The following is an 18,634-nucleotide window of genomic DNA, read 5'->3' on the forward strand; positions in this document are numbered from 1 at the left end:
AGGGCCGCTTCCCGGGACCGGCGACCTCAGCGAACGCCGGCCCGTTTCGTCGACCCTCGTTCAACCAGGCGTGCCGGGGCAACCAGGTGCTCGGCCGCCGTCGGAGGGGGAGAGCTCATTCTGGCCTCGAGCAAACGCACAACGTTCTCGACGATCCAATCGTTTCCTGGGTCAATGGTCGTCAAGCCCGGACCGATATGCGCGCCGATGGCGAGATTGTCGAACCCGACCACCTGGATGTCCTCGGGCACGCGGCGCCCGGCGTCAGCCAGTCCCGCCATCGCCCCGATCGCCGCCTCGTCGGTCACGCAGAAGAGTGCATCGATGCTCGGATCGCGAGTGACTGCGCGGGAAACCGCTGTACGTGCCATCTGTGCCTTGATCGGGTCCGAGGAGAGCACCAGGCGCGGATCGACGGCCAGCCCACGTGCAGAGTGCGCCTCCTCCCAACCGGTGGTCCGCGCAAACCGCATACCGCGGGACACCGGACCGAACTCACCACCCACGATCATCACCCGCCGCGCGCCACAATCCAGCAGATGGCCGGTGGCCAGCCGCGCCCCCGCCACATTGCTCATCATGACGTGGTCGAATCGGCGCGGCACCGGCTTCTCCCCCAGGAGTACCACCGGCAGTGTCGCGCGGATCCGGTTCACTTCGGTATTGCCCAGGCCCACCACGCTGAGGATGGCGCCGTCGTACATGTGGAGCCGCGCCAGCGAGAGGGCGGCCAGCTCGCCCTCCCGGCTCGCACTGCTCTGTTCCACCACGAGGTGCCTGCCACGCTTTCCGACGGCGTCCGCCAGCTGGGCGCCGAGCTGGCCGAAATAGACGTGGTCCAGTCGGGGAACGATCAGCGCGACAGTTCCACTGGACCCGGACCGCAGCTGCCGTGCCGTGAGGTCGACGTGGTAGTCGAGCTCGACCATGGCGGCAAGGACCCGTTCGCGGGTTGCGGGGCTGACCTGTGGTCGGGCATTGACCACACGCGAGACGGTCATCGTCGACACCTCGGCGAGCCGAGCGACATCACGGATCGTCGTCATGGCCCTCCTGGTGGCATCGGTGGCGCGGGCGCCATGCCCGCAAGCCTAGAGTGACTGTACGGCTGTGCAATGCTCAGAGGCGAACGAACCGGTCACGGATGGCGTGGCCGCGCCGTTGAATTGCGCACTCGCAGGTGCACCTGTTCCTCCACCTGCACAGCCTCGGTACGTCCAGCGATCCGTTCCAGGAGGAGCCGGACGGCTTCGGCCCCGATCTTCGATCCTGACTGGTCCACGCTGGTCAGGGAGATCATCGGGTGGCTGGCCATCGTGATGTCGTCGTAGCCCACCACCGACACATCCTCAGGGCCGAGTCCGGCCGCGGCCACCGCGCGCAGTGCTCCCATCGCGAGCGTGTCGTTCCCGGCGAAGATTGCGGTCGGACGCTGCTGCCTTGCCAGTAGCTCGGCGGCAACTGCTTCCGCTTCCAGCTCATCGCCTCCCGTGTAGGTGACCTCGGGTTCGAGATTCCGACGGCGCATCTGCTCCAGGTAGACCGTGTGGCGGATGGAGTGCGGCTCGAGATCACTACGGTGCCATTGGCTCGATGCGTCGGCGAGGGGCGTGCTCGTCGGATCGATTGTCAGATGCAGGATGTGCTGGTGCCCCAGCGTGAACAGGTGGTCCATCACCTGCTCGGTACCTGAGCGATCGGCGCCGGCCACCGTGTCGTAGTGTGCCGAAACGTCATGGCGGCCGATGATCACCATCGGAATCCGGTCGCTGAGTTGCTCCAACCATTCTTGGCCGACCTTCGGTGAGATCGCGACGATGCCGTTGACCTGCCGATCGGCGAGGCTCTGGAGGGCGGCACCGGCCTCGCCTGGTGAACTGATCGGCGCCACCACAAGCTGATACGGAGTGGGTGCCAACGTCTCAAGCGCGCCTTGGACGATCATGGTGAGGAATTCGTTGCTCACCTGGGCGATCTCGATCCCCATGGTGTTGGAGGTACCGCGCATCGCCCGCGCTGCCAGCCGCGGGCGGTAGCCCAGCTGGGCGATCGCCGCGTCGACTCGAGTACGCATCTGCGGGCTCACCCCGTAGGCGTTCCGAATCACCTTGGAGACGGCGGCCTTGGAGACTCCGGCTGCATCCGCGACATCCTGGATGGTCGCGTTCCGGCCCGCCCCGCGCGCGAGCATCGGGCTGCGGGGTGGGGGCAGGACGGTCTGTGGCGAGGACTGCTCCGCTACGCCGTCGATGCCGTCAGGTCGATTGCCCACAGGTCACAGGTTAGTACCGAATGTGTAGACCGGTTGACGAACGCTCGATGCACCACCTATCGTCCGGAGTGAAAGGATTCAGCGAGTGGGCAGAACGAGCTGCGCACCGTCTTTGCGAGGAGGCAAAGCAATGAACCCCAGCCCATTACGACGGCGTCACCTCAGCGTGGCTGCTGCCTCGGCAGCCGCTGCGGCGCTCGTCCTGTCCGCATGCTCCGGTGGCGGCAGCGAGGACGGCAGCGTCGAGATCACCTTCCTGTCCACCTCGGACGAGGACAACACCGCGCTGGCCGAGGCCCTCATCGAGGCCTTCGAAGCCGAGAACCCGGACATCACCGTCAATCTTGACGGTCGCCCCGGCGGCACCGAGGGCGACAACCTCATCAAGACCCGGCTCTCCACCGGTGAGATGGCAGAGGTGTTCAACTACAACTCAGGATCACTGTTCCAGGCCCTCAATCCCGACCAGAACCTGCTTGATCTGAGCGACCGGCCCTGGGCGGACTCACTGACGGACGACTTTGTCTCTGTGGTCAGCACCGACAATGGCCTCTACGGCGGCTCGTATGGAAGCTCGTTCGCCGGTGGCATCGTCTACAACGGTGCGATCTATGAGGAACTCGGTCTCGACGTGCCGGAGTCCTGGGACGACTTCATGGCGAACAATGAGGAGATCGCCGGGGCGGGGTATGACCCGATCATCCAGACCTACGGTGACACCTGGACCAGCCAGCTCTTCGTCCTCGGCGACTACGCCAATGTTCACGCCCAGGATCCGGACTGGGCTGAGCAGTACACGGCGCACGAGCGGTTCTACGCCGAAGAACCAGCCCTCGCCGGTTTCCGGCACCATGAGGAAGCCTACGAGTCCGGCTACTTCAACGAGAACTACCCGTCAGCAACCTTCGAAGACGGTGGATCGATGCTCGCCGAGGGGACCGGCGTGCACTACCCGATCCTCACCACGATCCTCAGCTCGATCCGGTTCAACCACCCGGACGCGGTCGAGGACATGCGGTTCATGGCGATCCCCGCCGATGATCCGCAGTACACCTCGGCCACGATCTGGCAGCCGGACGGTCTGTACATTCCGAACACTGTCGAAGGTGAGCAGCGAGACGCCGCGCTCGCTTTCGTCGACTTCGTGACCGGACCGGATGCCTGCTCGGTCTTCATCGAGGCGGTCAACCCGACAGGGCCCTATGTCAACGGTTGCGAGCTCCCGGCGGATGTTCCCCCGCTCGTCCAGGATGTGCAGTCCTACTTCGACTCCGGCAACACGGCACCGGCGCTGGAATTCCTCTCCCCGATCAAGGGCCCGAACCTGGAGAACATCACCGTCGAGGTCGGCTCTGGCATTCGCGGTGCTGAGGAAGCGGCGGAGAACTATGACCGTGATGTGGAGAACCAGGCGCGGCAGCTGGGCCTCGAGGGCTGGTGACAGTTGAGGCCACCAAGGTGCGGGCCGGCAGGGCTCGTAAGGTCCGCACCTTGGGCACCGCTCGCCATGCGTATCCGCTGTGGTTCTACCTGCCCGCGGCGGTGTTGTTCCTGGTGTTCTTCGCCATCCCGACATTCGCGTCGTTCTACTTCAGCCTCACCCGCTGGACGTTGTTCGACCAGGAGTTCATCGGGCTGGAGAACTACATCCAGTTCTTCCGTGAACCGCAGCTGTATCAGAGCTTCATCAACACGCTGATCTACGGCTTCGTCACCTCGGGTCTGAAAGTCGTGATCGGACTGGCGCTGGCCGTGTTGCTCACCTCGGCGCTGGTCGGGCGCAACTATCTGCGGTCGGTGATCTTCTTCCCGGTGCTGGTCTCCACGATCGGGGTGGGGATCATGTTCAAGGCGCTGCTGGACCCCTTCGACGGCGTGGTCAACGGTGCGCTCGAGACGCTGGGGATCACCGGTCCGGGATGGCTGACCGATCCGGACCTGGCGTTGTTGACGATCGCCGGGATCGATGTGTGGAAAGGCCTGGGGATCGCGTGCCTGATCTACATCGCCGGCCTGGTCGCCATCCCGCAGGAGTACTACGAGGCCGCCCGGGTCGATGGGGCGAGCAAGTGGGCGGTGTTCAAGTCCATCACGCTTCCTCTGGTCAAACCCGCCACCGGCACCGTGATCATCTTGTCGTTGATCGGGGGGTTGCGTTCGTTCGACCTGATCTGGGCCACCACTGGTGGCGGGCCGGGCTTCAGTTCCGACGTGATCGGCTCGGTCATCTACAAGCAGTACCAGGCCGGCTTCTACGGCCTGTCCACCGCCGGGAACGTGGTGTTGTTCCTCGTGGTCACCGCGATCATGGTCCCGATCTCACTGATGCTGAACAAGCGGGAGATCGAGCAATGAGCGCGAGGAGCCGCAACGTCCTGCCGCAGGCAGGGGCGCCGAGGGGCGAGGTGCACCGTAGCGAGGCACCGCAGTGCTCCTGCACAGAGGAGGTTCGACGATGAAGCGTGAGCGCACCATGCGCTGGGTCATTGGGATCGCTGCTGTTGTGGCGTCCGTCATCATTTTCATTCTGCCATTCGCCTTCATCATCATTCAGGCGATGAAGACGCGTCAGGAAGCCTCTGAGCTGGCGTTCACGTGGCCCACGGAACTGGCGTTCGTGGAGAATTTCGTCGAAGTCATCACTCAACGCGATTACATCGTGGCGCGCGCATTCGTGAACTCCACGGTCCTGACCGTGGCCAGCGTGACCTTCCTCGTGGTGATCGCCGCCATGGTCGGGTATGTCATGCAACGGCGTGCCTCCAAAATCCGCACCGTCGCGAATTTCTTCGTCCTCGCCGGCCTGATCGTGCCACCCGCGGTGGTGCCCACTGTCTGGGTGCTGCAGACCGTTGGCCTGTTCGGGACGTTGCCGGGCCTGATCCTGATCGAGATCACGTTCGGGCTGGCATTCTCGATCCTTCTGTTCCGGGCATTCGTCGCCACGATCCCACGGTCGCTGGACGAGGCGGCGATCATCGATGGGGCTGGCCCGTTCCGGATCTTCCTCGGGGTGATCCTGCCGTTGATGAAACCCACGGTCGTCACGGTGATCGTGGTGCAGTCGGTGCAGATCTTCAACGACTTCGCCAACCCGTTGTACTTCCTGCCTGGCGATGACAATGCCACCGTGCAACTGACCCTTTACAACTTCCAGAGTCAATCCTCGAACCAGTGGAATCTGCTGTTCATGGACATTCTGCTGATCACCATCCCGCCACTGATCATGTACATCTTCTTCAACCGCCAGATCGTCGCCGGACTCACCTCCGGCGCCGTCAAAGGCTGACATTCGACAATGGGAGCATCTCGCATGAGTTCTCGCGTCACCCGGGTCCGGGTAGAACGACGTAATGACGCACCACTGGCCGATGGTCCAACGCCTCGTGTGACCTGGATCGTTGAGTCGGATGAGCCGTGGCGGCAGGCCGCGGCCGAGATCCGGCTGGACGGGGGTGAGCCGGTCCGGCTGGAAACAGCGGAGTCCGTTTTCGTCGACTGGCCCTTCGCACCGCTGGAACCGCATGCACACCATGAACTGCAGGTGCGGGTCACCTCCACAGACGGCGTCACCACCGAGTGGTCCGAACCGGTCGCCTTGCGCAGTACGTTCCTCGCCGAGGGCGAATGGCAGGCCGCGTTCATCGGGCTGGCCGAGCCTGTGGGTGTGGCGTGCCCAGGCAGGGCGCGCACCGAGATCGAGGTCGCTGGACCGGTGCGTAGCGCCACCTTGTACGCCACGGCTGGCGGCGTTTATCAAGCGAGCATCAACGGAACTGATGTCGATGATGCTGTGCTCAAGCCGGGCTGGACGGACTATCACGAACGCCTGGTGCATGAGGCCACCGATGTGACCGATCTGATCCGGCCAGGCGCCAATGCGATCGGCATCCGGTTTGCCGGCGCCTGGTGGACGGAAGAGTTCGGCTTCCACGGCGCAGGCCGCCGGATTTACGGTGACCAGCCCGTCGTTGCCGCACAGCTCCATATCGAACTCGCGGACGGCACCACCCAGGTGATCGTGACCAACGAGGAGTGGCGAGCGGCCGCCGTCGGGGAGATCACGGCGAGTGGCCTGTATCAAGGTGAGGCCGTTGATGCCCGGCGAGCCCTGCCGGGTTGGGATCAGGTGGGCTTTGACGACTCGACCTGGCCGGCCGCCGTCGTGACGGACATTGGCGTGGTGCCAGAAGCCGACCCGGCCGAACCGGTGCGGCGTGTGGATGAGCTGCCGGTGGCTGAGGTGATCACCACGCCATCCGGGAAGACCGTGCTCGATTTCGGCCAGAACCTCGTCGGGCGGCTGCGGGTGAGGGTGAGCGGGCCCGCAGGGCACACCATCACGCTCCGGCATGCGGAAGTGCTCGAGCACGATGAGCTCGGCATCCGTCCGCTGCGGTACGCCCAGGCCACGGACACGCTCACCTGCTCCGGCGGCGATGATGTGTTCGAACCCGAGTTCACCTTCCACGGATTCCGCTACGCCGAGGTGAGCGACTGGCCGGGTGATCTCGATCCGGCGGCGTTCACGGCGGTGATGATCAGCAGCGATATGCGCCGCACCGGCTGGTTCACCAGCTCCCATGAGCTCGTGAACCGCCTGTACGAGAACGTGGTGTGGGGGATGCGCGGCAACTTCGTCTCCCTTCCCACCGACTGCCCACAGCGTGATGAGCGCCTGGGGTGGACCGGGGACATCCAAGTGTTCTCCCCGACGGCGGCCACGCTGTTCGATTCCGATGGTTTCCTGACCTCGTGGTTGCGTGACGTGGCGATCGAGCAGCGCCGCGCCGATGGGATCGCTCCGTTCGTGGTGCCCCATGTGCTCGGTGAGCCGAAGGCGGCCGCGGCGTGGGGCGATGCGGCCACGGTGGTGCCGATGGTGCTCTTCGATCGCTTCGGTGACCGGGCGGCGCTGCAGGAGCAGTACCCCTCGATGAAGTCGTGGGTGGACGTGCTGGTCGGCCTGGCCGGAGACCGATTGCTGTGGGAGGGCGACTTCCAGTTCGGTGACTGGCTCGACCCGGCCGCACCGCCGGACCAGCCGGGCGGCGCGCGCACCGACAAGGACATCGTGGCCAGCGCACACGTGGTGCGTTCAGCGCTGGTGCTCACCCGGGCGGCCACGATCCTCGGGCATACCGAGGACGCTGCCCACTATGGCGACTACGCCGAGCGTGCGCGTCAGGCGTGGGTGCGCGAGTACGTCACCGGGGCTGGGCGGATCGTCTCTGACTCCCAGACCGCCTATGCGATGGCGATCTCCTACGGCCTCGTTGATGCTGAGACCACTCAGGCGATGGGGGACCGGCTGGCGGAGATCGTGCGCCGGGACGGGTATGTGATCGGCACCGGGTTTGTCGGCACCCCGATCATCGCCGACGCGCTGACGGTGACTGGGCATGCCGACGCCGCGGGCCGATTGTTGCTGCAGACCGGGGTGCCGTCCTGGCTGTATGCAGTGACCATGGGTGCCACCACGATCTGGGAGCGGTGGGACTCGATGCTCCCGGACGGCTCCATCAACCCCGGTGAGATGACGTCCTTCAATCACTACGCCTTCGGCGCGATCGCGGACTGGCTGCACCGCGGCCTGGCCGGCCTCGCACCGGCGGCCCCGGGCTATGCGAAGCTGCGGATCGCGCCCGTGCCGATCGAGGGCATGGAACTGGCGTCGGCGCGGCAGGAGACCCCCTACGGACTGGCCGAGTCCAGCTGGGCTGAAACCGGTGATGGCACCCTGCGGGTGCATGCCGTGATCCCCGCGAACACGACGGCGGAAATCGCCCTACCCGGGTGCGAGCCGTGTGAGGTGGGTTCGGGCTCTCACGAGTGGGTGATCGAGGATCCTCGGCAGAGTTCGCCGGTGGGCTCGATTGGCTGGGACACCCCCCTTGGGGCGATTGTGGACGACCGGCGCGCCCACGAGGCCCTCCTGGCCGAGGTCGCTGCCATCGACGCCGAGCTCGGCGACCGATTGCGGCACGGCACGGCATGGTCGGATGGCCAGCCGTTGTCCACAATGCTGTTCGGGGTTTCCGGTGAGGTGCGCGAGCAGTTGCCGGCGGCATTCGAGCGGGTGAACGCCACGTTCGGTCGGTGAATCGCGGACGCCCCTGACGCGGACACACCTTCCGAGTCCCGACGCAGGCTGGAAGGTGTGTCCGCGCACGCAAGGTGTGTCCGTGACGGATCAGGGCTCGAAGAGTTCCTCGTTCCGGCAGTCGAACACTGCGGCGAGCCGGAACGCGAGTAGCGCCGTCGAGTCGTCGGCCGTTGCAGGCTAATGTCTAGATTGCTAGCATGCGAGTATGCAAGCCGCAGCGAAGGTGCAGTGCAATGTTTACCTGCCGCCAGAACTCGTCCGGGCGATCAAGCACCGCGCGATCGATGAGGGCGTCTCCCTCTCGGCGTGCGTTGAACGGGCACTGACGGCGTACCTGGAGTCCGTGGAGGAGGAGTCATGAGTCAGGTCGAATTCGCCGTCAGTCCCTATCGGTTCAGCGCAGACCCGCCGGCAATGGTGGCATTCCTCGAGACCCTGGGCATGCGCAAAGTGCTGACGACCGCAGGCGACTGGTTCGGAGTGCTGCGCGCCGGTGCCGGGTGGGTCGGCGTGCATCAGGCGGCATCGAGCGACATCGGCGCCGCTCCCGGCGAGACACAACTGGTGCTCCTGACGCGCAGTGCCGCCGCCGCGGCGGCCGAACTGGAGTCTCGCGGGATCTCGACGACGGTGTGGGACGAGTCCTACGGCCAGCACGCAGGCGTTACCGACCCCACCGGCGGAGGTATCTGGATCAATGAGTATCAGGACGACCTGTACGGGTACCTGGGTCATGACGGCGAAGGCGACCCTCGCCTGAGCGTCACCATGGTGCGTCCGAGCGTGGACCGAGAAGCCGATCGGACCTTCTTCGGCACCTTCGGATTCGTTCCGGAGGCAGGCGCCAACGAGTGGTGGGAGGCGTTGCGTGCATCTGATGTCTCGGGCGTGATCGGGCTGCACAAGCCGATGAGCGGCGAGTATCCGACGTCGTCTGCAGCCTCTCCGTTCGCGGATCGCACATCAATCGCTCGGCTCGGGTTCGAGACCACCGAGGACCTCGATGCGCTCGCGGTGCGACTCAGTGCGGCCGGGTACCAGGCGCGGGTGGTGGTCGACGCCGTGCGTGCGGTGCATGTGACAGATCCGGACGGATGTCGCATCGAGATCCATCCTGCACGCACCTGACCACCACTGATAGCGAGCAGCTTCCTCGACGCAGACACAACTTCCGAGTCCCGACACAGGTTGGAAGGTGTGTCCGCGCGCGGAAGGTGTGTCCGTGGAATCAGAACGGCGGGCGGGCCGCATGGGTAGTTTGGATGAGTGAGCAACGACCTCGTGCGCCGGATCGCCGTCACGGCCTCGGCCGTGCTCTGCGCGGTGGCCACGGCATTCGGGGTCGGCGCACTGGGCGGAACGGAGGTATCCGAGGCCGCGGGCGGCGCGCTCGCGGCTGATGCCACGCTGATCGCGCCTGGGAGCGGGGCGTTCGGGATCTGGTCGGTGATCTACCTGGGTCTGGCCGGGTATGTGGTCTGGCAGTGGCTGCCGGTGAGCGCCACGGCACGAGCGCGCGCCGTGGGGTGGTGGGCGGCTGCGTCGATGCTGCTCAACGGTGCCTGGTTGCTGACGATTCAGCTCGGCTGGCTCTGGGCGAGCGTCGCGGTGATCCTGGCTCTGGCGGTGGTACTCAAGGTGGTGCTGGCCCGCCTCACCGCGCACCGGCCCGCTGGGCGCGCCGAGCTCGTGGTGGTGGACGGCACCTTCGGGCTCTACCTGGGTTGGGTTGCCGTGGCGACCTGCGCGAACCTCGCGGCGGCGCTGGTGGCCGCGGGGATGCCGCCCACGGGCCTGCTCGCCGAGGCGATCACCATCTTCATCCTGATCGCCGTGCTCGTCCTCGCCGCGGTGTACGCGCGCAGCTATGGTGCTCGGTTCGCGATTGCTGCGGCGATGGCCTGGGGCGTGGGGTGGATAGCCGTGGCCCGCCTCACCGGCGAACCATCCGCACCCTCGGTGGGCGTGACGGCCGTCGCCGTCGCGGTTGTCATCCTGGTAGTTACCGTGCTCATGCGTGCCGCCCTGCGGCGCACCAGATCCGGGACCGGTTCCCCGCCCGCCTGACGTGGCTAGCGCGCCGCAGCGTTCCCGAACGGCGGCCCGTTTCCTCTAGCGCAACAGGCGCCGCCGTGCCAGTCTCGGACCATGTGCCGCAACATTCGCCCCTTGCACAATTTCGAACCCCACGCGACCTCCGAAGAGGTGTACGCCGCCGCACTGCAGTATGTGCGCAAGGTGAGCGGGATGAATAAACCCTCCGCCGCGAACGCCGAAGCGTTCGACCAGGCGGTGGCCGATATCGCCCACACCACCGAACATCTGCTTGCGGACCTGACCACCAAGGCGCCGCCGAAGGATCGCGAGACCGAGGCCGCCAAGGCCAAGGCGCGGGCAGCCAAACGCTATGGGACCGAGGCGGCGAGCGCCTAAGCCATCGCGGCCGTGTACGTCAGCGCCCGGCCGGGACAGGCAGCAAATCCAGCAGGTAGGTGGCCGGCGACTCGGCCTGGTCCCAGGCCGAGCTGAGCACCGAGACCGTCCACCGTGCTGAATCCGCCTGCGCCAGCGGACGAATGGCCAGTGCCTCGGCCTGCGGTTTGGCCGCCACGTGCTGCGGGACCACGGCGATTCCCAGGCCGCGAGCCACCAGGTCCAACAGGGTGTGCACATCGTTCACCGTGCACCGCACCCGCCGGTGCAGGCCTCTGCTGGTGAAGGCGTCGTCGTTGAGCGTGCGCACCCCCCAGGAGGTGCCGAAGTCCACGAACTCGTGATCTTGCAGGGACTCCCATGACACGTCGGGCACAGCGGTGAGGGGGTGATCGGGCAGCATCAGCGCAACCAGGGGCTCCTGGCCGATCGTCGTATGCCGCAGCGTTCCGAGGTGCTTCTCGGTGGCCACGAACGCCACATCCAGCGAGCCGGAGCGAATCATCGCGACCAGATCGAGGGAGCCCGCCTGCGCGAAGTGGGTCTCCACGAGCGGGTGCCTGCGGTGGAATCGCTCCAGGAGCCCGTTCACATCGACCATGCCGAGGCACTGCTCCGCGCCGATCCGCAACCGCCCGGACAATGCCGCGCCGGCCCGGACCACCGCATCCCGTGCGCCCGCAGCCTGCTCCAACATCGATCGCGCGAACGGCAGTAGCGCGTAACCGGCCTCGGTGGGCTCCACCCTGCGGGTGGTGCGGGTGAACAGTGTGGTGCCCAGTTCGCTCTCCAGGCTGCGGATTGCCGCGGAGAGGCCAGACTGGGAGATGCCGGCGACGGCGGCCGCCCGGGTGAAGTGACGTTCGTCGGCAAGGGCGACGAGGTACTCCATTTGCCGCAGATCCATCAGATCACTTCCGCTTCTCAATCCCACATGTGAGAGTTGTTGGACTTCTAGATTCGAGGGTTCCTAGGGTAGATCCATCTATCGGGCCGGGTCACGATCCCGGCGCACCATCTCGTAGAGGAGATCGGAAATGCAGCAACGCACCATCGGAGGGCGGACCGTATCCGCCATCGGGCTCGGCGCGATGCCCATGTCCATCGAGGGGCGGCCAGACCAGCAACGGTCGATTGCCACGATTCACGCCGCACTCGACGCGGGCGTCACCCTGATCGATACGGCGAACTCCTATCACCGCGATGCCGGCGAGGAAGGTCACAATGAAGTGCTCGTTGCACGGGCTCTGCGCGAGCGCAGCGTCGGTGCCGACGAGGTGCTGGTGGCGACCAAGGGCGGCACCGAACGCCCAGGTGACGGGTCCTGGACCAAGAATGGACGCCCCGAACGACTGAAGGCGGCCGCGAAGGACTCCGCGCGGCGCCTCGGCGTGGAGGCGATCGGGCTGTACCAGTTCCACCGCCCCGATCCCGAGGTCCCGTTCGCTGATTCGATGGGTGCGATCGCGGAGCTGCTGGACGAAGGCGTGATCCAGATGGCCGGCATCTCGAATACGGACATCGCGCAGATCGACGAGGCGAACGAGATTCTCGGCGGCCGCCTGGTCAGTGTGCAGAATCAGTTCTCCCCGCGGTTCCGTTCCAGTCAGGGCGAATTGGAGCACTGCGCCCAACTGGGGATCGCTTTCCTTCCGTGGAGCCCGCTCGGTGGCATCGCCAATGCCGCCGAACTCGGTGCGCAGCACGCCACCTTCCAGGCCGTGGCCGAGGAGGTGGGGGTGAGCGTCTATCAGGTGACACTTGCCTGGGAGCTTGCACTTGCCCCCGTGGTGGTGCCGATCCCGGGTGCCTCCCGCCCGGAGAGCATCCTCGACTCGGTCGGCGCCGCCGCCGTGGAGCTCACCGACGACCAGGTCGCCCGGCTCTCCGCCGCCTGACCGCCACTTTCACCATCCTGCTGAGGAGCCCAATGAAGACCTTCACCATGCCAGGCACCGATCTCACCGCACCGAACGTGGTGCTCGGGCTGATGCGCATCCAGGACAAGACCGACGACGAGGTGCGCACCCTGGTGCGCACGGCCACCGACGCCGGTATCACCTTCCTCGATCACGCCGACATCTACGGCTCGCAGACGCACGGCTGTGAACGACGGTTCGCCGAAGCCATGCAGCTGAGCAGCTCCCAGCGCGAGCAGCTGATCATCCAGTCCAAGACCGGCATCGTCCGCGAGAACGGCCCCTACTTCGACTTCTCCTACGAGCACATCATCTCCGGTGTGAACGGGTCACTGGAGGCGCTCGGCACGGACTACCTGGACATCCTGCTGCTGCACCGCCCGGACGCACTCGTGGAGCCCGAGGAGGTGGCCCGCGCCTTCGACGAGCTCGCCGCCGCCGGGAAGGTGCGCCACTTCGGCGTCTCCAATCACACCCCGCGCCAGATCGATCTGCTGAAGACGGCCGTGACTCAGCCGATCGTGGCGAACCAGATGCAGCTGTCCATCACGCACTCGCCGATGATCGCCCAGGGTGTGGCGGCGAACATGCAGAACCTGGACCAGTCGATCGCGCGTGAGGACGGCCTCCTCGATTACTGCCGTCTGAACGGCATCACCGTACAGGCGTGGTCCCCGTTCCAGGCCGGGTTCTTCGACGGCCCGTTCTTGGGATCCGAGCGCTATCCGGAGCTGAACGCGGTGATCGATCGGCTCGCCGCGAAGTACGACGTACCGGCCATTGCCATCGCAGTCGCGTGGATCACCCGGCACCCGGCGCAGATGCAGGTGGTCATCGGCACCACCACACCGGAGCGGGTGACGGCTTCAGCGGCAGGCTCGGACATCCCGCTCACCCGGGCGGAGTGGTACGAGCTGTTCCGCGCCGCCGGGTACACCGTTCCCTGAGCGGAGCTCCTGGGCGAGCAGGTCCGGCCGCGCCCCGGGGCAGGGTCCCCGGCGCAGAGCAGAGGGGCGAGATCGCCGACGGCGGCCCTACAGGTAGTGCCGCTGCCTCGCCCTGAGCTCGGCGTACGCCGCGTAGGCCTGCTGGGTGCTCTCCAGCCGGGACACCTCGGCCACCGGCACGTCCCAGCCGTTGGTGGCCGGGGGGTTCGGACCACGGGGGTCGGTCTCGATCACGATCACCGTGGCATCGTCGGCGGCCGCCGCCTCGGCATAGGCGCTGCGGAACTGCTCGATCGTGTCCACGGAGATGGTCCGCACCCCGAAGCTGGCGGCGTTGGCGGCCAGGTCCACGCCCACGTGGTCGCCCTCGAGGCGGCCGGAGCCGGAATCGCGCATTCGGTACTCGGTGCCGAATCGCTGTGATCCCACTGACTCCGAGAGCGCGCCGATCGAGGCGAAGCCGTGGTTCTGCAGGACCACCACGATCACCTTGAGCCGCTCGGCCACGATGGTCGCCAATTCGGTAGGCATCATCTGGTACGTGCCGTCTCCGACGATCGCCACCACCTGATGCTCCGGCTCCGGGCGCGCCAGCCGAACCCCGATGGCGGCCGGAATCTCATACCCCATGCAGGAGTAGCCGTACTCCAGGTGGTACTGCGCCGGCCCGGCGGCCCGCCACAGCGCCTGCAGGTCACCGGGCATCGACCCGGCGGCGTTGATCACCACGTCCTCGGCGCCCATCAGCTCGTTCAACGCCCCGAACACCCGCACCTGCGCCGGCAGGGGTGCGTGGCCGCTGTTCTCGCCGGAGGCAGATGCTGCGGCGCCGCCCACATCGGCGCTCGCCTCGCTGGACCTTCCCGCACCGGAGCTGCCTGCACCAGTCAGCTCCGCCGTCACCCGTGCCCAGTCCTCGGCGCGGGTACGCGCCTCGGCGCTGTAGCGCTCGTCGACCCGGTAGCCGTGCAGGGAACCGGCCAACGCCGTCAGACCCTCGCGGGCATCCGCCACCAGCATCTCGGCACTGTGTTTGGCGGCGTCGAAGCCTGCCACGTTCAGGTTGACGAAGCGCACGTCCGGGTCGGCGAAGGCCGTGTGGGACGCCGTCGTGAAATCCGAGTAGCGGGTTCCCACGCCGATCACCACATCGGCCTGTGCGGCGAGTGCGTTCGCGGCCGCCGCACCGGTGGACCCCACACCCCCGACGGCGCACGGGTGGTCCGCAGGCAGCGCACCCTTGCCGGCCTGGGTGTCTGCTACCGGAATGCCGGTCGCGTCCGCGAACGCTTCGAGCGCCTCGCTCGCGCCGGAGTAGATCGCCCCGCCGCCGGCCACCAGCAGTGGCCGTTTCGCTGTGCGGATCACCTGGGCTGCGCGCTCGAGGGCAGCCGGTTCCGGGACGGGCCGGGCCACGTGCCAGGTGCGCTCGCGGAACAACGCCAGCGGGAAGTCGAACGCCTCGGCCTGCACGTCCTGCGGCAGGCACAGGGTGACGGCCCCGGTCTCGGCCGGGTCGGTGAGCACCCGCATCGCTTGCGGCAGCGAGGCGATCAGCTGTTCCGGCCGGATGATCCGATCCCAGAACCGGGAGACCGGCCGGAACGCATCGTTCACGCTGACATCCGGAGAGCGCGGGTCCTCGAGTTGCTGCAGGACCGGGTCCGGGCGGCGGGTCGCGAAGATGTCCGAGGGCAGCAGCAGCACCGGCACGCGGTTGATCGTGGCCAGGGCGGCACCGGTGACCATATTCGTCGACCCGGGTCCGATCGAGGCGGTGCAGGCGAAGGTCTGCAGCCGGTTCCGGCTGCGCGCGAACCCGACGGCGCTGTGCACCATCGCCTGCTCGTTGCGCACCAGGTAGTACGGCAGCGGCTCCTCACCGTCGTCCGGGTCGAGGGCGTTCTGCAGCAGCGCCTGCCCCACGCCGGCCACGTTCCCGTGCCCGAAGATCCCGAACGCCCCGGGAATCAGTCGTTGGCGGATGCCATCGCGTTCGGTGTACTGCACGGAGAGGAACCGCACGAGCGCTTGTGCCACGGTCAGTCGCACCGTGTCATTCTGCTCGCTGTTCGGCGCGCTCTCACCAACCGGTGCGGTCATTCCTGCGCCTCCTCACCGTTCGTGCCACCGGCGAGTGGCAGCCGCGGGTCAACGTCCTGCTCCGGCCATGTCTCGCGCACCCAGGCGTAGTGCGGGTCATCAGTCATCTTCCACACGCCGTCCCGCTCCGGGCCGGCCATCACGTTCAGGTAGTACATGTCATATCCCGGCGGCACCATGCACGGCCCGTGGTACCCGTGCGGCACGAGTACGGTGTCGCCGTTGCGGACCTCGGCGAGCAGCTCCATCGGTCGCTCGGCGGTGCCGTGCTGACGGTGGTATCCGACGCCACTGGCGGGGTCCGCACCCGGGGCGTGGGAGCGGATGCGGAAGTGGTAGATCTCCTCCAGCACCCGCTCGTCCTCGGTGTGCTCATCGTGCTTGTGTGGCGGATAGGAGCTCCAGTTGCCCCCCGGGGTGATGACTTCCACGGCGAGCAGGCGGTCCGTGGTCACCGCATTGCCGAGGGCGTAGTTGCGTACCTCACGCGAGGCCATTCCCGAGCCCCGCAGCTCCAGACGCACCTCATCGGCGCCATGGTAGGAGGCAGAGAGGGTGGCCTCGGCTCGCGCGGTCGGCAGCGCGAGCCGGCTCCTCGCGTGGTCCCCGCTCGTTCGCACCTCGGCCGTGGCGCCGCGTGGGAGATACAGATAGTCGGTGAGCGCAGAGAACTCATCGGGCCGCCCGTGCAGGTGGAACGTCTGCTCGCCCACGGTGATCTCGAACGAGCCTGCCATCGGCAGCGCGATTGCCTCGTCGCTCTGCGTGGATATCGTGACGGCGGCCCCGGCGGACATCTCGAGGATCTTCAGTCCCGAGTAGGCCCAGCCCGCCCGCTCGGGCGTGATCTCCAGCGCGAACGGGCCGTTCGGTGCACTCCCGGCCTGCACCAGCAGTTCTGCATCGCTCATGGTGGGCGATCCTCCTCGATCCGATTCGATCAGTCTGTTGCTTGAGCCGGTCATCGCAACGGCCAGTGCACGAGTTAGAGCAACGCAGTGGCGGCGTCCACAGCCGCTCCCACGTCACCGTTCGGTGGATACAGCAACGTACGGCCGATCACCAGACCCAGCACATTGGGGCAGGCGAGGGTTGCCTGCCAGCTGGCCAGAGCGGCGTCGGGGTCCTCGGGTACCTCACCGCCGAGGATCAGGCTCGGCATGGTGGTGGCGGCCATCACCCGCTCCGGCTCGGCCACTGCGGGCAGCTTCAGCCAGGTGCGCGCTGAGGTGCGACCGAGGCCGCTGGCCACGGCGATCGACCGGATCACCGCTTCGGGGGAGAGGTCGTTGCGCAGTCGCCCGTTCTCGACGTAACTCCAGAACGGCTCCACCATCGAGACGAGCTCACGGTCGGCGAGTTCGTTGACGGCGTTGGCACATCGCTCCAAGGTCTCGGCCGTGCCCGATTCAGCAGGCGCCACCCGGAGCAGCATCTTGCCACCGGCCAAACCGGCCTCGGCGATCCCGCGCGCGTCGTAGCCGGTGAAGCGGTCGTCGGCCTCGAACACCGCACCGGGAAGTCCGCCGCGGTTCATGGAGCCGAAGACCAGTTTGCCCTCCAGGGCGCCGAGCAGAGCCAGATCCTCGATCAGATCTGCCGTGCCGAGGAAGCCATGCACACCCGGACGGGCCAGGGCATCGGTGATCCGGCCCAACAGGTCGGTGCGGTCGGCCATCGCCATCGCATCCGGCCCGGCGCCGAGCGAACCCCGGGCCGGGTGATCGGCGGCGATGATCATCAGCCGTTCACCCGGTGCAGGCAGGCGACCTGGTGTGCGGGTGGCCAGAGCCTCGGCGATCCGGTGCGGCGTATGCGCGCGGATCTGCGGCAGATCTGCGATCGCGATCGGTGCGGTGGTGGTCCCGCTCGTGCCGCTCATCGGCCGGCCTGCGCGTTCACTTCGGCCACCGGGGTGCCCGCGAGCACGGCGTCGACCTCGGCGAGCGTGGGCATCGCCGTGGAACATTCCAAGCGGGAGGCGACGATCGCCCCGGCTGCGCTCGCGGCCTCGATCGTGCGCTGCAGCGGCCAGTCGTTGATCAGTGCGTGCACCAACGCGCCGCCGAACGCGTCCCCTGCGCCGAGCCCGTTCACCACCTCGATCTGGGTGGGCGGCACCTCCACGCGCTCGGTGGCAGTCTTGGCGAGCGTGCCGGCCGGGCCCTGTTTGACGATGGCCAGCCGTACGCCCGCGGCGAGGAGCGCATCTGCGGCCCGTTCCGGTTCGGTCTCCCCGACTGCCACCTCGCATTCCTCGGAGTTGCCGACGGCGACTGTGACCTGTGCGAGCGCCCGCTGCATCTGGGCGGTCGCCTCGTCGGGTTCAGGCCAGAACATCGGGCGGTAGTCCAGGTCGAGAACGGTGTGGCCCGATGTGCTGTGGAGGGCTCGGTGGGTCAGCGCGGCGTGGTGCGCGGATCGGCTCGGCTCGGTACAGAAGCCGGTACCGGACACCCAGAACAGCTCAGCCTGCGCGATCTGCTCCATCGGCATATCCGCCTCACGCAGCTGCAGGTCCGGGGCACTGGGCCGGCGGTAGAAATACAGCGGGAAGTCGTCCGGGGGAAAGATCTCGCACAGTGTGATCGGGGTGGGCAGGTCCGGATCGGTGATCACGTAGTCATCGCTGACCCCGAGGCGGCGCATCTCTTGACGCACATACCGGCCGAACGGGTCATCTCCCACCCCGGTGAGCACGGCGGCGGGGCTGCCCATCCGGGTAGCGGCCACGGCCACGTTCGTGGGGCTCCCGCCGAGGAATTTCCCGAAGGACTGGACGTCCTCGAGTCCGACCCCGATCTGCAAGGGGTAGAGGTCGACGCCGGAGCGCCCCATGGTGACGACCAACACC

Annotated in this window: 17 protein-coding genes; 10 read left to right on the forward strand and 7 right to left on the reverse strand. The window is 67.0% G+C overall.

Translation table 11 applies throughout. The features are described 5' to 3' along the window. Nucleotides 1–26 precede the first annotated feature (26 nt). Nucleotides 27–1,046 (reverse strand): LacI family DNA-binding transcriptional regulator, encoded by a 1,020-nt coding sequence (locus LQF10_RS00065; RefSeq protein WP_231065475.1) that lies wholly within the window; start codon nt 1,044–1,046, stop codon nt 27–29. A gap of 92 nt (nt 1,047–1,138) precedes the next feature. Continuing rightward, nucleotides 1,139–2,272: a LacI family DNA-binding transcriptional regulator gene (locus LQF10_RS00070; RefSeq protein ID WP_231065476.1), complete on the reverse strand. Its 1,134-nt coding sequence runs from the start codon at nt 2,270–2,272 to the stop codon at nt 1,139–1,141. Between the two features lie 130 nt (nt 2,273–2,402). Here LQF10_RS00070 and LQF10_RS00075 point away from each other — a divergent pair, with 130 nt between their 5' ends. From LQF10_RS00075 to LQF10_RS00110, 8 genes are all read left to right on the forward strand, one after another. Beyond that, on the forward strand, nt 2,403–3,713 hold the full coding sequence (locus LQF10_RS00075; protein ID WP_231065477.1) for an ABC transporter substrate-binding protein: 1,311 nt from the start codon (nt 2,403–2,405) through the stop codon (nt 3,711–3,713). Between the two features lie 17 nt (nt 3,714–3,730). Further along, nucleotides 3,731–4,627, forward strand: a complete 897-nt coding sequence (locus tag LQF10_RS00080) for a carbohydrate ABC transporter permease (RefSeq protein WP_435531457.1) — start codon at nt 3,731–3,733, stop codon at nt 4,625–4,627. Between the two features lie 100 nt (nt 4,628–4,727). Continuing rightward, on the forward strand, nt 4,728–5,561 hold the full coding sequence (locus LQF10_RS00085) for a carbohydrate ABC transporter permease (protein WP_231065478.1): 834 nt from the start codon (nt 4,728–4,730) through the stop codon (nt 5,559–5,561). Between the two features lie 24 nt (nt 5,562–5,585). Further along, nucleotides 5,586–8,375: an alpha-L-rhamnosidase gene (locus tag LQF10_RS00090; protein ID WP_231065479.1), complete on the forward strand. Its 2,790-nt coding sequence runs from the start codon at nt 5,586–5,588 to the stop codon at nt 8,373–8,375. Nucleotides 8,376–8,583: 208 nt separating this feature from the next. Continuing rightward, complete coding sequence (locus LQF10_RS00095) at nt 8,584–8,739, forward strand: ribbon-helix-helix domain-containing protein (protein ID WP_231065480.1); 156 nt, start codon at nt 8,584–8,586, stop codon at nt 8,737–8,739. Beyond that, nucleotides 8,736–9,506 (forward strand): hypothetical protein, encoded by a 771-nt coding sequence (locus tag LQF10_RS00100; RefSeq protein ID WP_231065481.1) that lies wholly within the window; start codon nt 8,736–8,738, stop codon nt 9,504–9,506. Before LQF10_RS00095 ends, LQF10_RS00100 begins: the two co-directional genes overlap by 4 nt. A 138-nt stretch (nt 9,507–9,644) precedes the next feature. Further along, complete coding sequence (locus LQF10_RS00105; protein WP_231065482.1) at nt 9,645–10,445, forward strand: TspO-related membrane protein; 801 nt, start codon at nt 9,645–9,647, stop codon at nt 10,443–10,445. An 81-nt stretch (nt 10,446–10,526) separates the two neighbouring features. Continuing rightward, nucleotides 10,527–10,811 (forward strand): DUF2277 domain-containing protein, encoded by a 285-nt coding sequence (locus tag LQF10_RS00110; RefSeq protein ID WP_231065483.1) that lies wholly within the window; start codon nt 10,527–10,529, stop codon nt 10,809–10,811. Between the two features lie 19 nt (nt 10,812–10,830). Here the strand turns inward: LQF10_RS00110 and LQF10_RS00115 are convergent, their stop codons facing one another. Next, nucleotides 10,831–11,718, reverse strand: a complete 888-nt coding sequence (locus LQF10_RS00115) for a LysR family transcriptional regulator (RefSeq protein ID WP_231065484.1) — start codon at nt 11,716–11,718, stop codon at nt 10,831–10,833. A 130-nt stretch (nt 11,719–11,848) separates the two neighbouring features. Here LQF10_RS00115 and LQF10_RS00120 point away from each other — a divergent pair, with 130 nt between their 5' ends. Together LQF10_RS00120 and LQF10_RS00125 are read left to right on the forward strand one after the other, a co-directional pair. After that, a complete protein-coding gene (locus LQF10_RS00120; protein WP_231065485.1) occupies nt 11,849–12,709 on the forward strand; it encodes an aldo/keto reductase in 861 nt (286 codons plus the stop codon). A 32-nt stretch (nt 12,710–12,741) separates the two neighbouring features. Beyond that, a complete protein-coding gene (locus LQF10_RS00125; RefSeq protein ID WP_231065486.1) occupies nt 12,742–13,677 on the forward strand; it encodes an aldo/keto reductase in 936 nt (311 codons plus the stop codon). 87 nt (nt 13,678–13,764) lie between these two features. On the opposite strand, the gene iolD is transcribed toward LQF10_RS00125, so the two are convergent. From iolD to iolC, 4 genes are all read right to left on the reverse strand, one after another. After that, nucleotides 13,765–15,780: a 3D-(3,5/4)-trihydroxycyclohexane-1,2-dione acylhydrolase (decyclizing) gene (iolD, locus tag LQF10_RS00130; RefSeq protein ID WP_231065487.1), complete on the reverse strand. Its 2,016-nt coding sequence runs from the start codon at nt 15,778–15,780 to the stop codon at nt 13,765–13,767. Then, on the reverse strand, nt 15,777–16,691 hold the full coding sequence (gene iolB, locus LQF10_RS00135) for a 5-deoxy-glucuronate isomerase (protein WP_231065488.1): 915 nt from the start codon (nt 16,689–16,691) through the stop codon (nt 15,777–15,779). The genes iolD and iolB overlap by 4 nt, the downstream gene beginning before the upstream one ends. A 74-nt stretch (nt 16,692–16,765) precedes the next feature. Next, nucleotides 16,766–17,662: a Cgl0159 family (beta/alpha)8-fold protein gene (locus LQF10_RS00140; protein WP_231065489.1), complete on the reverse strand. Its 897-nt coding sequence runs from the start codon at nt 17,660–17,662 to the stop codon at nt 16,766–16,768. Then, nucleotides 17,659–18,618: a 5-dehydro-2-deoxygluconokinase gene (iolC, locus tag LQF10_RS00145; protein ID WP_231067392.1), complete on the reverse strand. Its 960-nt coding sequence runs from the start codon at nt 18,616–18,618 to the stop codon at nt 17,659–17,661. The genes LQF10_RS00140 and iolC overlap by 4 nt, the downstream gene beginning before the upstream one ends. Between the last annotated feature and the right edge of the window lie 16 nt (nt 18,619–18,634).

The organism is Ruania halotolerans (genome assembly GCF_021049285.1).
Taxonomy (GTDB): Bacteria; Actinomycetota; Actinomycetes; order Actinomycetales; family Beutenbergiaceae; genus Ruania; species Ruania halotolerans.

Bases quoted from the DNA above. Each gene is read 5' to 3' on its own strand.
- LQF10_RS00125 (WP_231065486.1), top strand. From the start codon at position 12,742: ATGAAGACCTTCACCATGCCAGGCACCGATCTCACCGCACCGAACGTG.
- iolC (WP_231067392.1), bottom strand. From the start codon at position 18,618: ATGGGGCGCTCCGGCGTCGACCTCTACCCCTTGCAGATCGGGGTCGGA.
- LQF10_RS00090 (WP_231065479.1), top strand. From the start codon at position 5,586: ATGAGTTCTCGCGTCACCCGGGTCCGGGTAGAACGACGTAATGACGCA.
- LQF10_RS00115 (WP_231065484.1), bottom strand. From the start codon at position 11,718: ATGGATCTGCGGCAAATGGAGTACCTCGTCGCCCTTGCCGACGAACGT.
- LQF10_RS00065 (WP_231065475.1), bottom strand. From the start codon at position 1,046: ATGACGACGATCCGTGATGTCGCTCGGCTCGCCGAGGTGTCGACGATG.
- LQF10_RS00140 (WP_231065489.1), bottom strand. From the start codon at position 17,662: ATGAGCGGCACGAGCGGGACCACCACCGCACCGATCGCGATCGCAGAT.
- iolB (WP_231065488.1), bottom strand. From the start codon at position 16,691: ATGAGCGATGCAGAACTGCTGGTGCAGGCCGGGAGTGCACCGAACGGC.
- LQF10_RS00085 (WP_231065478.1), top strand. From the start codon at position 4,728: ATGAAGCGTGAGCGCACCATGCGCTGGGTCATTGGGATCGCTGCTGTT.
- LQF10_RS00110 (WP_231065483.1), top strand. From the start codon at position 10,527: ATGTGCCGCAACATTCGCCCCTTGCACAATTTCGAACCCCACGCGACC.
- iolD (WP_231065487.1), bottom strand. From the start codon at position 15,780: ATGACCGCACCGGTTGGTGAGAGCGCGCCGAACAGCGAGCAGAATGAC.
- LQF10_RS00120 (WP_231065485.1), top strand. From the start codon at position 11,849: ATGCAGCAACGCACCATCGGAGGGCGGACCGTATCCGCCATCGGGCTC.
- LQF10_RS00100 (WP_231065481.1), top strand. From the start codon at position 8,736: ATGAGTCAGGTCGAATTCGCCGTCAGTCCCTATCGGTTCAGCGCAGAC.
- LQF10_RS00075 (WP_231065477.1), top strand. From the start codon at position 2,403: ATGAACCCCAGCCCATTACGACGGCGTCACCTCAGCGTGGCTGCTGCC.
- LQF10_RS00095 (WP_231065480.1), top strand. From the start codon at position 8,584: ATGCAAGCCGCAGCGAAGGTGCAGTGCAATGTTTACCTGCCGCCAGAA.